11 protein-coding genes and 1 riboswitch are annotated in these 14,913 nt (G+C 58.4%); of the genes, 9 read left to right on the top strand and 2 right to left on the bottom strand.

What is annotated here, in order from left to right:
• Positions 1 to 50: 50 nt before the first annotated feature.
• Genes leuA through leuD form a run of 4 tightly spaced genes read left to right on the top strand, consistent with a single transcriptional unit; the run spans position 51 to position 4,727 of the window.
• Complete coding sequence (gene leuA, locus AC6I8C_RS03105) at positions 51 to 1,613, top strand: 2-isopropylmalate synthase (protein WP_497821589.1); 1,563 nt, start codon at positions 51 to 53, stop codon at positions 1,611 to 1,613.
• Positions 1,614 to 1,615: 2 nt separating this feature from the next.
• The gene (leuB, locus tag AC6I8C_RS03100; RefSeq protein WP_098051507.1) at positions 1,616 to 2,707 is read left to right on the top strand and encodes a 3-isopropylmalate dehydrogenase; all 1,092 of its coding nucleotides are present in this window, start codon (positions 1,616 to 1,618) and stop codon (positions 2,705 to 2,707) included.
• 4 nt (positions 2,708 to 2,711) lie between these two features.
• Positions 2,712 to 4,118, top strand: coding sequence for a 3-isopropylmalate dehydratase large subunit (gene leuC / locus AC6I8C_RS03095; RefSeq protein ID WP_497821588.1), 1,407 nt, complete (start codon positions 2,712 to 2,714; stop codon positions 4,116 to 4,118).
• A gap of 3 nt (positions 4,119 to 4,121) precedes the next feature.
• The gene (leuD, locus tag AC6I8C_RS03090) at positions 4,122 to 4,727 is read left to right on the top strand and encodes a 3-isopropylmalate dehydratase small subunit (RefSeq protein ID WP_003854779.1); all 606 of its coding nucleotides are present in this window, start codon (positions 4,122 to 4,124) and stop codon (positions 4,725 to 4,727) included.
• A 270-nt stretch (positions 4,728 to 4,997) separates the two neighbouring features.
• Here leuD and AC6I8C_RS03085 read toward each other — a convergent pair whose 3' ends face one another.
• The gene (locus AC6I8C_RS03085; protein ID WP_497821587.1) at positions 4,998 to 6,176 is read right to left on the bottom strand and encodes an MFS transporter; all 1,179 of its coding nucleotides are present in this window, start codon (positions 6,174 to 6,176) and stop codon (positions 4,998 to 5,000) included.
• Between the two features lie 253 nt (positions 6,177 to 6,429).
• Between AC6I8C_RS03085 and sgrR the strand changes: the two genes are divergently transcribed.
• The 4 genes from sgrR to thiQ all read left to right on the top strand — a co-directional run bounded on the left by sgrR (position 6,430) and on the right by thiQ (position 11,533).
• Positions 6,430 to 8,091: an HTH-type transcriptional regulator SgrR gene (sgrR, locus tag AC6I8C_RS03080; protein WP_497821586.1), complete on the top strand. Its 1,662-nt coding sequence runs from the start codon at positions 6,430 to 6,432 to the stop codon at positions 8,089 to 8,091.
• 35 nt (positions 8,092 to 8,126) lie between these two features.
• Positions 8,127 to 8,229: riboswitch (TPP riboswitch) on the top strand.
• A gap of 46 nt (positions 8,230 to 8,275) precedes the next feature.
• Positions 8,276 to 9,262: a thiamine ABC transporter substrate binding subunit gene (gene thiB, locus AC6I8C_RS03075; protein WP_497821585.1), complete on the top strand. Its 987-nt coding sequence runs from the start codon at positions 8,276 to 8,278 to the stop codon at positions 9,260 to 9,262.
• On the top strand, positions 9,238 to 10,845 hold the full coding sequence (gene thiP, locus AC6I8C_RS03070; RefSeq protein WP_497821584.1) for a thiamine/thiamine pyrophosphate ABC transporter permease ThiP: 1,608 nt from the start codon (positions 9,238 to 9,240) through the stop codon (positions 10,843 to 10,845). Before thiB ends, thiP begins: the two co-directional genes overlap by 25 nt.
• The gene (thiQ, locus tag AC6I8C_RS03065) at positions 10,832 to 11,533 is read left to right on the top strand and encodes a thiamine ABC transporter ATP-binding protein ThiQ (protein ID WP_497821583.1); all 702 of its coding nucleotides are present in this window, start codon (positions 10,832 to 10,834) and stop codon (positions 11,531 to 11,533) included. Before thiP ends, thiQ begins: the two co-directional genes overlap by 14 nt.
• A 3-nt stretch (positions 11,534 to 11,536) precedes the next feature.
• Here thiQ and AC6I8C_RS03060 read toward each other — a convergent pair whose 3' ends face one another.
• Positions 11,537 to 12,301: a DedA family protein gene (locus tag AC6I8C_RS03060; RefSeq protein WP_013356747.1), complete on the bottom strand. Its 765-nt coding sequence runs from the start codon at positions 12,299 to 12,301 to the stop codon at positions 11,537 to 11,539.
• 168 nt (positions 12,302 to 12,469) lie between these two features.
• Between AC6I8C_RS03060 and polB the strand changes: the two genes are divergently transcribed.
• The gene (polB, locus tag AC6I8C_RS03055) at positions 12,470 to 14,830 is read left to right on the top strand and encodes a DNA polymerase II (RefSeq protein ID WP_497823301.1); all 2,361 of its coding nucleotides are present in this window, start codon (positions 12,470 to 12,472) and stop codon (positions 14,828 to 14,830) included.
• Positions 14,831 to 14,913: the final 83 nt, after the last annotated feature.

The following is a 14,913-nucleotide window of genomic DNA, read 5'->3' as shown; positions in this document are numbered from 1 at the left end:
GTTTTTTTATGCTCGTTGCCAGGCCCGAAAAAAGCAAAAGGATGAATACGATGAGCCAGCAAGTCATTATTTTCGATACCACTCTGCGCGATGGTGAGCAGGCATTACAGGCCAGCCTGAGTGTGAAAGAAAAATTGCAGATTGCCTTAGCGCTGGAGCGTATGGGCGTGGATGTGATGGAAGTGGGTTTCCCGGTCTCCTCACCAGGCGACTTTGAATCAGTACAGACCATTGCGCGCACCATCAAAAACAGTCGGGTCTGCGGACTGGCGCGCTGTGTGGAGAAAGACATCGACGCGGCATATGAATCACTGCGCGTTGCCGAAGCCTTCCGTATTCATACCTTCATCGCGACCTCCCCGATGCACATCGCCACCAAACTGCGCAGCACGCTGCCAGAAGTGATTGAGCGTGCGGTGCATATGGTGAAGCGTGCACGTAACTACACCAGTGACGTTGAGTTCTCCTGTGAAGATGGCGGCCGTACGCCAATTGATGACCTGTGCCGGATGGTGGAAGCGACGATTAACGCCGGTGCAACCACCATCAACATCCCGGATACCGTTGGCTATACCCTGCCAGGCGAATATGCTCACATCATCAGTGAGCTGATGAACCGTGTTCCCAACATCGACAAAGCGATTATCTCTGTGCATACCCACGATGACCTGGGGATGGCAACCGGTAACGCCCTGGCTGCCGTTCAGGCCGGCGCGCGTCAGGTTGAAGGCACGATGAATGGCCTGGGTGAACGTGCCGGTAACTGCGCGCTGGAAGAGGTGATCATGGCGATTAAAACCCGCCAGCAGATCATGAACGTGCATACCACTATCAATCATCAGGAGATCTATCGCACCAGCCAGATGGTCAGCCAGATCTGCAACATGCCGATTCCGGCTAACAAGGCAGTCGTTGGTTCCAACGCCTTCGCCCACTCCTCCGGTATTCATCAGGATGGCGTGCTGAAGAATCGCGAGAACTATGAAATCCTGACGCCGGAATCAATCGGCTTGCACAAAATCCAGCTGAACCTGACCTCACGTTCAGGCCGTGCAGCGGTAAAACATCGTATGGAAGAGATGGGCTATGCCGAGCAGGATTACAATCTGGATGCGCTGTATGACGCCTTCCTGAAGCTGGCCGACAAAAAAGGTCAGGTCTTCGATTACGACCTGGAAGCGCTGGCCTTTATCAACAAACAGAATGAAGAGCCGGAGCACTTCCAGCTGCACGAATTTAACGTCCAGACCGGTTCCAGCATGACTGCTACCGCCTCTGTGAACCTGGGCTGCGGTGATGTTGCTAAATCGGATGCCGCTACCGGTAACGGTCCGGTTGATGCGGTCTATCAGGCGATTAACCGCATCACGCAGTTTGACGCAGAGCTGGTTAACTACAAGCTGACCGCGAAAGGCCACGGCGAAAACGCGCTGGGTCAGGTCGATATCGTTGTGAGCTACAACGGCCGCAAATTCCACGGCATTGGTCTGGCGACCGATATCGTCGAGTCCTCTGCGAAAGCGATGGTCAACGCCCTGAACAATATCTGGCGTGCCCGTCAGGTTGAACAAGAATTGCAGCGCAAATTTAAAGATCAGAAGGAAACTGTATAACTATGTCCACCTCCTCTCATATCGCAGTTTTACCCGGCGACGGTATCGGTCCGGAAGTGATGGCCCAGGCGATGAAAGTGCTCGATGCCATTCGTCAGCGCTTTGATATGCAGATTACCACCCAGGAATATGCGGTCGGCGGCATCGCTATCGATCAGCATGGCGAACCTCTGCCACCGGCTACGGTTGCAGGCTGCGAGCAGGCCGACGCGATCCTGTTTGGCTCCGTTGGCGGTCCGAAGTGGGAGCATTTACCGCCGGCATCACAGCCGGAACGCGGTGCGCTGCTGCCGCTGCGCAAGCATTTTAAGCTGTTCAGTAACCTGCGTCCGGCGGCGCTCTATAGCGGACTGGAAGCCTTCTGCCCGCTGCGCGCCGATATCGCCGCAAAGGGCTTCGACATTCTGTGCGTGCGTGAACTGACCGGCGGCATCTATTTTGGTCAGCCGAAAGGCCGCGAAGGCAGCGGCCCGGAAGAGCGTGCCTTTGATACCGAGGTCTATCACCGTTTCGAAATTGAGCGCATCGCCCGTATCGCGTTTGAGTCTGCGCGTAAACGCCGCAATAAAGTGACCTCGGTGGATAAAGCCAACGTCCTGCAGACTTCAGTCATGTGGCGTGAAATCGTTAATGAAGTGGCGAAAGAGTATCCGGACGTGCAGTTGAGCCACATCTATATCGACAACGCGACCATGCAGCTGATCAAAGACCCGTCGCAGTTTGATGTGCTGCTCTGCTCTAACCTGTTCGGTGACATTCTCTCTGATGAGTGCGCCATGATCACCGGCTCAATGGGTATGCTGCCGTCCGCCAGCCTGAATGAAGCGGGCTTTGGCCTGTTCGAACCGGCGGGTGGTTCAGCGCCGGATATCGCCGGTCAGAATATTGCTAACCCGGTCGCCCAGATTCTGTCGCTGTCATTACTGCTGCGTTACAGCCTGAATGCCGATGCCGCTGCCGACAGTATCGAGCGCGCCATCAGCCGTGCGCTGGAACAGGGCTACCGTACCAAAGATTTAGCCGGTGATGGCCCAGCGGTCAGCACAGATGAGATGGGCAGCATCATTGCCCGCTTTATCGCCGAGGAAAAATAAAAAAATGAAAACCTTATACCAGAAGTTATTTGATGCACATGTCGTCCACGAAGCGCCGAACGAAACGCCGTTACTCTACATCGATCGTCACCTGATCCATGAAGTGACCTCGCCACAGGCCTTTGATGGCCTGCGCGCACACGGACGTAAAGTCCGTCAGCCGGGCAAAACCTTTGCCACGATGGATCACAACGTCTCTACCCAGACCAAAGACATCAATGCGTCGGGCGAGATGGCGCGTATTCAGATGCAGGAGTTGATGAAGAACTGCGAAGAATTTGGCGTACAGCTGTATGACCTGAATCACCCGTTCCAGGGCATCGTCCACGTTATCGGTCCTGAGCAGGGTATGACACTGCCGGGCATGACCATTGTGTGCGGCGACTCGCACACCGCTACCCATGGCGCGTTCGGCTCTCTGGCGTTTGGTATCGGCACCTCCGAAGTGGAACATGTGTTTGCGACTCAGACCCTGAAACAGGGTCGGGCGAAAACCATGAAGATTGAAGTACTGGGCCAGGCGTCCACCGGCATTACCGCCAAAGATATAGTGCTGGCGATCATCGGTAAAACCGGCAGCGCAGGCGGCACCGGTTATGTGGTTGAATTCTGCGGTCCGGCGATTCAGGCGCTGAGCATGGAAGGTCGTATGACCCTGTGCAACATGGCGATTGAGATGGGTGCGAAAGCGGGCCTGGTAGCACCGGATGACACTACTTTCAACTACCTGAAAGGTCGTCAGTTCTCCCCACAGGGCGAGAAATGGGAGCAGGCCGTTGAATACTGGCGCACCCTGAAATCTGACGAAGGCGCGAAGTATGATGCGGTAGTGACGCTGCATGCTGAAGAGATTGCACCGCAGGTCACCTGGGGCACCAACCCGGGTCAGGTGATTGCCGTTGATCAGCTGATCCCGAACCCGGCCTCATTCGCCGATCCGGTTGAGCGCGCCTCAGCGGAAAAAGCGCTGGCCTATATGAACCTGCAGCCGGGCATTAAACTGACCGATGTTGCGATTGATAAAGTGTTTATCGGCTCCTGCACCAACTCACGGATTGAAGATCTGCGTGCCGCCGCCGCTATCGCCAAAGGCCGCAAAGTCGCGCCTGGCGTGGTCGCGATGGTGGTGCCAGGTTCCGGCCCGGTTAAAGCGCAGGCTGAAGCAGAAGGTCTGGATAAAATCTTCCTGGAAGCAGGTTTTGAATGGCGTCTGCCTGGCTGCTCAATGTGCCTGGCGATGAACAATGACCGCCTGAATCCGGGCGAGCGTTGCGCATCTACCAGCAACCGTAACTTTGAAGGTCGCCAGGGCCGTGGTGGACGTACCCATCTGGTCAGCCCGGCGATGGCCGCGGCGGCTGCCGTGACCGGCCACTTTGCCGACATCCGTGAACTGACGACAGGAGATTAAGTCATGGCGAATAAATTTACTCAGCACACCGGCATTGTTGCGCCGCTGGATGCCGCGAACGTTGATACGGACGCGATCATTCCCAAGCAGTTTTTGCAGAAGGTGACCCGCACCGGTTTCGGTCAGCATCTGTTCCATGACTGGCGCTTTGAAGATGACGCCGGTACGGTGCCGACGCCCGGCTTTGTGCTGAACAAGCCTGAGTTCAAAGGCACCAGCATCCTGCTGGCGCGCGAGAACTTTGGCTGTGGCTCTTCACGTGAGCATGCGCCCTGGGCGCTGACCGATTTCGGTTTCCACGTGGTGATTGCGCCGAGCTTCGCGGATATTTTTTACGGCAACAGTTTCAACAACCAGCTGCTGCCGGTGAAGTTAAGCGAAGAGGAAGTGGATGAGCTGTTCAGACTGGTTGCGGCCCAGCCGGGTATCAGCTTTACGGTCGATCTGGAAGCGCAGACGGTCACCGCAGGCGATAAAGTCTATCCGTTCGAACTCGACAGCTTCCGTCGCCACTGCATGATTAATGGCCTTGACAGCATCGGCCTCACCCTGCAGCACGAAGCCTCGATTTCGCAGTACGAGCAGAATCAGCCCGCTTTCCTGCGCTGATTGATTCAAAGAAGGGCGACATCGGGTCGCCCTCAGACTGCTGACAAACCCAAATCAGGGTGAATCTGACAGCAATAAAAAAACCTGATGCGCTGGGAACACGGTCAGAAGAGGAAAGCGTCCCGCGCCAGGGACGGCGCGGGACGAGCGGCCAGGGATGGCTTAAGCGACTTTCCGATCTGACCGTGTTCCCTTCGCCAGCTCGGTCTTACCGCCACCGAGCCGGACGTTATCAGCACTCTGAGGGCGACATCCGGTCGCCCTTCTCTTTTATACGTCGCGCACCCGCGCCGACATCACCAGCGCCACAATCGCCAGCCCGAATGCCAGCCAGTAAACGGCCTCATGTCCCAGCCGCTCACTGAGCGTGCCCTGAATAACGCCAGCCAGAATCATGCCGGTCGATATCGAGTTGGTGAACATGGTGGTCGCTGCACCAGGCCGTCCTGGCATCAGATCCTGAAACCACAACATCCCGATACCCGCAATAATCCCGACAAACACCGCGTTAAACAGCTGCAACACCATCAGCGACGTGCGGGAATTGAATAGCACCAGCCCCAGATAAAACAGTACGCCAGCCGCCACCGCGATCAGCATTAACCGGCGCTTGCCGATACGCCGCGCGTAATGTCCGGCCAGCAGCATCACCGGGATCTCCAGCCCGGCCGCCGTCCCCATCAGCAGACCGGCCAGCTTCTCCGGCAGTCCCAGCGTGGTGCTGATATAGAGCGGCATATCGATGATATACATCGTGTTGCAGGTCCACATCACGACGGAGGCGATGAACAGCAACCGCACATCCCGATCGCGCCAGCCGCTTATCGGCAGCCCGCCGCTTTGCATCAGCGGCTGCGTGCGTGGCACCGACGGCAGCGTAAACCAGACCAGCAGGATACAGATCAGAAACAGTGCGGCGGCCACCATAAACAGCGTCACAAAACCGTAGTTCAGCGCCAGCGCGAACGATAACGGCGGCCCGATTACCCACGCCAGCGACAGCTGCGCACGCATCACCGAACTGAACATCACCGCTTCACGCGCCGACTGATCGGCATACTCCCGCGCCAGCGCAAACAGCTGAGGCATAGAGACGCTGGCCAGCGCCGACAGCAGTACACCCAGCGTCAGCAGGGTCAGATAGTGGCGGGTAAAAGCAAACAGCAGCGCATTCATCAGCGCCATCAGGCAGCAAAAGAGAATGATATGCCGACGATCGCCAACGCTGTCTGAGCGCTTAGCTACCAGCATGCTCACCACGATACCGGCCACCGCATTGATGGTAAAAAACAGCCCGACCCAGAAGGGCCGCGCCTGCACCTCGCGCGTCAGAAACAGGCTGAGCGTGGGTGCCTGTAGTGCACCCGCGATACCCAGCATGAACGAGGCAACCATAAAAGCGAGGTAAACCGGATTGATGCGGCGCTGCCGCGTTAACAGCGATTTCATAGCGAAATCCCTTTCAGAACAAACAGAGGGGAAAAAGAAGGGTAGACGATACCGCGCAACACGAAAAAAGCCAGCAGAGATCATCTGCTGGCGGTGTAAATGCACCCTACTCAGAAAAGCACTCCACTGAACAGCGAAGTGAGGGTCGAACGCCATTCACTGATGAATGCCTCCCGCTCTTCCCATAGCGCAAAGTTTGCTCTTAAAATGGGGCAGAAAAAACAGAGCGCTTTTCACCGGGAGTTCCCCTTTTATGTCCTCATCACGTCTGAAGCAGCAGTTCATTCGCCTGTGGCAGAGCTGCCAGGGGCAAACGCAGGAGATTACCCTCAGCGAACTGGCTGACCTGCTGCATTGCTCTCGCCGTCATATGCGTAATCTGCTCAACCGGATGCAGGCTGCAGGCTGGCTGATCTGGCAGGCGGAAGCCGGGCGCGGCAGGCGATCGCAACTCACCTTCTGCTACACCGGTCTGGCGTTGCAGCAGCAGCGTGCTGAGGATCTGCTGGAACAGGATCGCATCGATCAACTGGTACAGCTGGTAGGGGATAAAAATCAGGTGCGACAGATGATCGGCGCGCATCTGGGGCGCAGTTTCCGCCAGGGCAAGCATATCCTGCGGGTGCTCTACTACCGTCCGCTGCTTAACCTGCTGCCCGGTTCGCCGCTGCGGCGCTCGGAAACGCATATTGCGCGACAGATTTTTAACGGCCTGACGCGGATAAATGAGGAAAACGGGGAAATCGAGCCCGATATTGCGCACCACTGGCAGCAGACTTCCCCGCTTCACTGGCGCTTCTTTGTGCGTCCGGCGATTCGCTTCCATCACGGCAGAGAACTGGAGATGGAGGATGTGCTCGCCACGCTGGAACGTCAGCGCGCCCATCCACTCTTTTCCCATATCGCGCAGATTGACTCGCCTGCCCCCTGGACACTGGATATCCGTTTAAGCCAGCCCGACGAGGGTTTACCCTGGCTGCTGGGCAGCGTCAGTGCGATGATCCTGCCGCGCGAATGGCCGACACTGCGTGATTTTGCCCGTCAGCCGGTTGGCACCGGTCCTTACCGGGTAATCCGCAATCAGGAGAGCCAGTTGAAGATCGAAGCGTTTGATGACTACTTCGGTTTTCGCGCCCTGATTGATGATGTCTCTATCTGGGTCCTGCCCGACATCAGCGATGAGCTGGTCTATGCCGGTGTCCGACTGCAGGGTGACAGCATTGATGAGATTCAGGAGGAGAGCCGCCTTGAAGAGGGCTGCTACTATCTGCTGTTCGATCAGCGTTCAGAGCAGGGTCGCAACGAGGCGGTGCGGCGCTGGGTCAGTTACCTGTTTAACCCCATCGCCCTGCTCAATCACGCCGGTGTCGGTTATCAGCGTTACTGGTTTCCGGCGTATGGCCTGTTACCGCGCTGGCACCACCGGCGCGATCTGACGCCCGTGGAAAAACCGCCCGGCTTAACCCATCTGACGCTGACCTGGTACAGTCAGCATGTGGAGCATGAGGGCATCGCCAACGCGCTGCGTCCGCTGCTGGCAGCGCATGGCGTCACGCTGGAGACACGCGAGATCAGCTACGAAAGCTGGTATCAGGGCGAGGCGGAAAGTGATATCTGGCTGGGCAGCGTGAACTTTACCCTGCCGCTCAATTATTCCCTGTTCGCGCAACTTTATGAGATTCCACTGCTGCATCACTGTCTGCCGATCGACTGGCACGGCGATGCGGCCCGCTGGCGTGAGAAAACATTGCCGCTGGCCGAATGGAGCAAACAACTGGTCGAAGAAGCCGGTCTGCATCCGCTGTTTCATCACTGGCTGCTGCTTGAAGGACAACGCAGTATGCGCGGCGTGCGGATGAATACCCTGGGCTGGTTTGATTTTAAATCGGCCTGGTTCGCGCCACCGGCGCTGTGACGCTTTCGCCCCGGCGCTGAAATGACTAGAATGTGACGTTCTCAACGGGGTGCGGCCTGCCACAAGCAAGCCGCTGAGAGAGACCCGTCGAACCTGATTCGGTTAATACCGACGTAGGGATTTGAGAGGCCTCTGTGCTCAGATCCTTTGCGACTCATCCCCTATTCTCCTGAAGGAGCGCAAAGTGTTAAACAAAGTTCTGCCGGTGCTGCTGTTACTCTCCGCCCCCGTTCTGGCGGCTAAGCCGGTTCTCACGGTCTACACCTACGACTCCTTCTCCGCCGACTGGGGCCCTGGCCCGGCAGTGAAAAAAGCCTTTGAAGCACGGTGCGACTGCGAGCTGAAATTCGTCACGCTGGAAGATGGCGTGTCACTGCTGAACCGCGTGCGCATGGAAGGCAAAAACAGTAAAGCGGATGTGGTGCTGGGACTGGATAACAATCTGGTGCAGGCGGCGCAAAAAACTGGCCTGTTTGCCGAAAGTCAGGTCGACACCTCGACATTAAAACTGCCCGATGGCTGGCACAACACAACCTTCGTGCCGTTCGATTATGGCTACTTCGCCTTTGTCTATGACAAAACCCGGCTGAAAAATCCGCCAAAAAGCCTGAAAGAGCTGGTCGACAGTCCGGAGAAGTGGCGGGTGATCTACGAAGATCCCCGCACCAGCACGCCCGGCTTAGGTCTGCTGCTGTGGATGCAGAAGGTCTATGGCGATCAGGCTCCGCAGGCGTGGCAAAAGCTGGCGCAGAAAACCGTGACGGTGACCAAAGGCTGGAGTGAAGCCTATGGCCTGTTCCTGAAGGGCGAAGGCGATCTGGTGCTGAGCTACACCACCTCACCGGCTTACCACATCATCGAAGAGAAGAAAGAGAACTATGCTGCCGCATCCTTTGCCGAAGGACACTATCTGCAGGTTGAAGTGGCCGCGCAGTTAGCCAGCAGCAAACAGCCCGCTCTGGCACAGCAGTTCATGAAGTTTATGGTCTCGCCTGACTTCCAGCGCACCATCCCAACCGGCAACTGGATGTACCCGGTGATCGACACGCCTCTGCCTGCCGGTTTCGCAGCGCTCAGCGTGCCGTCCACTGCTCTGCAGTTCTCGCCGGAAGAGGTTGCCAGCCAGCGTTCGGGCTGGATTAGCCAGTGGCAACGCGCCGTCAGCCGCTGATGCCGCGCTGGCTGATCCCCGGTTCCCTCGCCACGGTGTTACTGACCCTCGTGGCGTTTCTGGCCTTCGGTGCACTCTGGAGCGCCGCACCGGACACGGACTTACGCGGCGTGCTGCAGGATGACTACCTGCATCACGTTATCGCGTTCTCTTTCGCTCAGGCGCTGCTCTCCGCCCTGCTGTCGCTGCTGCCTGCGGTGCCGCTGGCGCGGGCGCTCTATCGACGTCGTTTCCCTGGCCGCCAGCTGCTGCTGCGCCTGTGCGCCATGACGCTGGTGCTGCCGGTGCTGGTCGCGGTGTTTGGCCTGCTGACCGTCTACGGTAGCAATGGCTGGCTGGCGCAGCTGTGCCAGCTGTTCGGCATCGGTTATCACTTCTCGCCCTATGGTCTGCCGGGCATCTTGCTGGCGCACGTCTTCTTTAACCTGCCGCTGGCGACCCGCCTGATGCTGCAGGCGCTGGAGAGCATCCCGGCGGAACAGCGTCAGCTGGCGGCACAGCTTGACCTGCGCGGCTGGCACCATTTTCGTCTGCTGGAGTGGCCGTGGCTGCAGCGTCAGCTGCTGCCGACCGGCGCGCTGATCTTTATGCTCTGTTTCGCCAGCTTTGCCACCGTGCTGTCGCTGGGCGGCGGTCCCCAGGCTACCACCATTGAGCTGGCGATATTTCAGGCGCTGAGTTATGACTACGATCCCGGACGTGCGGCGCTACTGGCGCTGATCCAGCTCGGCTGCTGCCTTACACTGGTGCTGCTCAGTCAGCGCTTCAGCAAGGCGATTCCTGCAGGAACCAGTCAGCTGAACGGCTGGCGCGATCCGCAGGATTCCCGTGCAGCACAGCTGATGGATGCGCTGCTGATCGGGCTGGCGCTGATCCTGCTGCTGCCTCCGCTGGCGGCTGTGATCGTCGATGGTCTGCACGGCGGACTGCGTGGCGCGCTGGCACAGCCTGCACTGTGGCAGGCCACCTTTACCTCACTGCGCATCGCCATGGGTGCCGGTTTACTTTCAGTGGTGCTGACCATGATGCTGCTGTGGAGTAGCCGTGAACTGCGTCTGCGTCAGCGTCCGGCGGCGGCACAGTTGATCGACACCAGCGGCATGCTGATTCTGGCGATGCCAGGCATTGTGCTCGCCACTGGCTTTTTCCTGCTGTTCAACGCCACCATCGGCCTGCCCGAGTCGGCCGACGGGCTGGTGATCTTTACCAATGCGCTAATCGCCATTCCCTATGCGCTGAAAGTGCTGGAAAATCCGATGCGGGATGTCGCAGAGCGCTACGGCAGACTTTGCGATTCACTGGATATCCACGGCTGGAACCGGCTGCGGCTGATTGAGCTGCGGGCGCTGAAGCGTCCGCTGGCCCAGGCGCTGGCCTTTGCCTGCGTGCTGTCGATTGGTGATTTTGGCGTGGTGGCACTGTTTGGCAGTGCCGACTTCCGCACGCTGCCGTTCTACCTTTATCAGCAGATTGGTGCCTATCGCGGTGCAGATGGCGCGGTCACTGCCCTGCTGCTGCTGCTGCTCTGCTTATTGCTGTTCACGCTAATGGAAAAATTACCAGGCCGCCATGCTGACACTTGATAACCTCACTTACCTTTATCAGCATCTGCCGATGCGCTTCAGCCTCACTGCCACACGCGGCGAGCGCATCGCGATCCTCGGACCCAGCGGAGCCGGTAAAAGCACCCTGCTGAGCCTGATTGCTGGTTTTCTGCCGGTGAAACAGGGCACCCTGATGATTGACGGTCAGGAGCACACCCACAGCGTGCCGGCCAGACGGCCCGTGTCGATGCTGTTTCAGGAGAACAACCTGTTTCCGCACCTCAGCGTGCAGCAGAACATGGCGCTGGGATTGCACCCCGGACTGAAGCTGAGCGCCGGGCAGCGCCAGCAGCTTGCAGCGCTGGCCGATCAGGTGGGATTAGGCGATCTGCTGACGCGCCTGCCGGGCGAGCTATCGGGTGGACAGCGACAGCGCGTGGCGCTGGCACGCTGTCTGCTGCGTGACCGTCCGGTGCTGCTGCTGGATGAGCCTTTTTCTGCGCTGGATCCCGCGCTGCGCGGAGAGATGCTGCAGCTGGTGTGTTCGGTGTGTGAAGCGCGCAGCATCACGCTGCTAATGGTGTCGCACAGTCTGGAAGATGCCCAGCAGATTGCGCCGCGCAGCGTGGTGATTGTGGATGGCCGGGTGTACTGGAATGGTGAGACCCGACAGCTGCTGTCGGGCGACACGCGGGAGGCCGAAGTGCTCGGCATCCCGCGTCGTTAAGCGTCAGGCGAAGAACACCTGCCACAGCAGATGACGGAAAACCGGCATCATCGGATGGAACTGAATACCCACAAACGCCGCAACGGCGATCACCAGCCCCAGCGGTCCTGCCCAGCGCAGGCGCTCAGGCGGCAGCCAGGCAGTCGCCCAGTCGCGGCTCTTGCCGCTGCGCCACCAGCGCCAGCATAGCCAGCCGCCCAGCCAGATCAGCAGGGCTGCGCCGAGTAACAGCCACTTAAAACTGCCGCCCTGCGCGGCTTTCGGCACATCGATCGCTACACCCGCCAGAATACCGGGCAGCAGATAGAGCGGCGGCCAGAGGATGCAGCCAATAATGTTCGGCGGCAGGAATTTACGCACCGGCAGCTCCAGCATACCGGCCGCCAGCGGAATCAGCGGACGTGTCGGCCCCACAAAGCGCCCGACCAGAATCGTAAACATGCTGTGCTGATGCAGGGCGTGCTCGGTTTTATCCAGCAGGCCTTTATACTTTTGCAGATACTTCCAGCGATGCAGCGGCCCCTGGAATTTCCAGCCGATGCCGTAAGAGACCCAGTCACCAATCAGGCAGCCCGCAAAGCCCGCTGCCCAGGCCGGATAAAGGCCCAGCTCGCCACTGCCCACCAGCGCGCCCAGACTGGCCATCATTACCGTACCTGGCAGCAACAGCCCGACCAGCGCCAGCGACTCCAGAAACGTCACCAGCGCAACGGCAAACAGCGCCCACTCCAGGGACTGCGTAATCAGTTGTTGAATCCAGGCTTCCATAATCATCCTAAGTAAAAGCAGAAGGCTGGATTGTCCAGAGCCAGCCACACAGCGTCAAGGCAAGAATTGTAGGACAATGTTGACAAAAGCGGCGGCGGGAACTGTATAAATATCCATGATATACTTAAGCAGTTTTCTCATCCCTGAATTGCTGAGTCCGGAGAACATCTGAATATGGCCCGCGCAGGTTTTCTGCTCACCCGCCACTGGCGCGACAGCCCGCAAGGCACCGAAATTATCCTCTGGCTCGCCACGGATGCTGGCGCGCAGCGCGTGGTGCTGCCGGTACAGGAGTCCGTTGCGTTTATTCCCGAGGAGTTTCAGGCACAGGTCAGCGAATTACTCCAGGATGAACGTCAGTTTCGGATTCAGTCGCTGGCGCTGAAAGATTTCCGCCGCCGCCCGGTTTTTGGCCTCTACTGCCCACAGAACCGTCAGCTACAGCGCATCGAAAAGCGGCTGCGCGAACAGGGCATTCCGGTCTATGAGGCGGATATCCGCCCGCCGGAGCGCTACCTGATGGAGCGTTTTATTACCGCGCCGGTCTGGTTTGATGGCGAGCAGCGCGGTGACAGCGTGGTCAATGCGCGACTCAAACCCCATCCCGACTATCGCCCGCCGCTGAAATGGGTCTCACTGGATATTGAAACCACGCAGCATGGCGAGCTTTACTGTATCGGGCTGGAGGGTTGCGGTCAGCGCCAGGTCTTTATGCTCGGCCCCGTCAATGGCGATGCCAGCACGCTGGATTTCGAGCTGATCTATCTCGACAGCCGCCCGCAGCTGCTTGAAGCGCTGAACCAGTGGTTTGCAGAGCATGATCCGGACGTGCTGATTGGCTGGAACGTGGTGCAGTTTGACCTGCGGGTGCTGCAGAAGCATGCCGATCGTTACGGTATACCGCTGCGTCTTGGCCGCCAGCAGGCCGCCCTGGAGTGGCGTGAACATGGCTTCAAGCCTGGCGTTTTTTTCGCGCAGGCCAGTGGCCGGTTAATTATCGATGGCATCGACGCCCTGAAAGCGGCGTTCTGGGATTTTCCGTCGTTCAGCCTGGAATCAGTGTCGCAGCAGCTGCTGGGTGAAGGGAAAGCGATCGATAATCCCTGGCAGCGCATGGAGGAGATCAACTGGCGCTTTGCCAACGATAAACCGGCACTGGCACGCTATAACCTGAAAGACTGCGAGCTGGTGACGCGCATTTTTCACAAAACCGCGATTATGCCATTTCTGCTGGAGCGTGCGGCGGTGAATGGCCTGGCCGTCGATCGCCACGGCGGTTCGGTGGCGGCTTTTGGTCATCTTTATATTCCGCGGATGCATCGCGCCGGGTTTGTCGCCCCGAACATGGGCGATGTCGCCCCGGAAGCCAGCCCTGGCGGCTATGTGATGGATTCGCGCCCCGGCCTTTATGACTCGGTGCTGGTGCTGGATTACAAAAGCCTCTATCCGTCGATTATCCGCACCTTCCTGATCGACCCGGTGGGTCTGGTAGAGGGACTGGCCCATCCGGATGATGCCGATTCAGTCGAAGGTTTCCGCGAAGCGCGTTTCTCACGGCATACCCATTGCCTGCCCGCGATTGTTGAGCAGATCTGGCTGGGTCGTGAGGCAGCGAAAAAGCAGAATAATCAGCCGCTGTCCCAGGCGCTGAAGATCATCATGAACGCCTTTTATGGCGTACTGGGCACCAGCGCCTGCCGCTTCTTCGATCCGCGTCTCGCCTCCTCGATTACCCTGCGCGGTCACGCCATAATGCAGCAGACCCGCACGCTGATTGAAGCGGAAGGTTACGACGTTATCTATGGCGACACCGACTCCACCTTTGTCTGGCTGAAGTCGGCGCACAGTGAAGAAGATGCTGCCGCGATTGGTCAGCAGCTGGTGCAGAAAGTGAATGCCTGGTGGCGTGGCCACTTACAACAGACCCACGGGCTGACCAGCGCGCTGGAGCTGGAGTATGAAAGCCACTACTGCCGCTTCCTGATGCCGACCATTCGCGGCGCGGAACAGGGCAGCAAGAAACGCTACGCCGGACTGATTCGTGACGCTGCCGGTGAGCGCATGGTCTTCAAGGGGCTGGAGTCGGTGCGAACCGACTGGACGCCGCTGGCCAAACAGTTTCAGCAGCAGCTCTACCATCGCATTTTTCACCGTGAGCCGTGGCAGGACTACATCCGCACGACCGTAGCGCAGCTGCTGGCGGGTGAACTCGACGATCAGCTAATCTATAAAAAGCGTCTGCGGCGGCCGCTGAATGAATATGAACGAAACGTGCCCCCGCATGTGCGTGCCGCCAGGCTGGCCGATGAGCAGAATCGTAAATTAAACCGGCCATTACAGTATCAGAAGGGAGGCCGTATTCGTTACGTTATGGCGACGGCAGGCCCGGAACCACTGGAAGCGCGTAGCACGCCGCTGGACTATGACCACTATGTAACGAAGCAACTTCAGCCGGTCGCTGAGGGGATTCTGCCTTTTGTTGAAGGGGACTTTGCTACACTGATTACAGGACAATTGGGGCTTTTTTGACAGGTGACGAACGCCCTGCCATCCAGTACCATAGCGCCCTTCCTGAAACTCACCGCTCTTACTCCCGCTCCAGACCTCGTTTG

This window comes from Pantoea sp. X-Soil-YNGN-844 (assembly GCF_059730595.1).
The sequence above is the reverse complement of the archived record's forward strand: the minus strand, read 5'-3'. Positions and strand labels throughout refer to the sequence as shown.

What these genes read in the sequence shown, in the direction of transcription:
- leuA (WP_497821589.1), top strand. Translation starts at nt 51, where the DNA reads ATGAGCCAGCAAGTCATTATTTTCGATACCACTCTGCGCGATGGTGAG.
- leuB (WP_098051507.1), top strand. Translation starts at nt 1,616, where the DNA reads ATGTCCACCTCCTCTCATATCGCAGTTTTACCCGGCGACGGTATCGGT.
- leuC (WP_497821588.1), top strand. Translation starts at nt 2,712, where the DNA reads ATGAAAACCTTATACCAGAAGTTATTTGATGCACATGTCGTCCACGAA.
- leuD (WP_003854779.1), top strand. Translation starts at nt 4,122, where the DNA reads ATGGCGAATAAATTTACTCAGCACACCGGCATTGTTGCGCCGCTGGAT.
- AC6I8C_RS03085 (WP_497821587.1), bottom strand. Translation starts at nt 6,176, where the DNA reads ATGAAATCGCTGTTAACGCGGCAGCGCCGCATCAATCCGGTTTACCTC.
- sgrR (WP_497821586.1), top strand. Translation starts at nt 6,430, where the DNA reads ATGTCCTCATCACGTCTGAAGCAGCAGTTCATTCGCCTGTGGCAGAGC.
- thiQ (WP_497821583.1), top strand. Translation starts at nt 10,832, where the DNA reads ATGCTGACACTTGATAACCTCACTTACCTTTATCAGCATCTGCCGATG.
- AC6I8C_RS03060 (WP_013356747.1), bottom strand. Translation starts at nt 12,301, where the DNA reads ATGGAAGCCTGGATTCAACAACTGATTACGCAGTCCCTGGAGTGGGCG.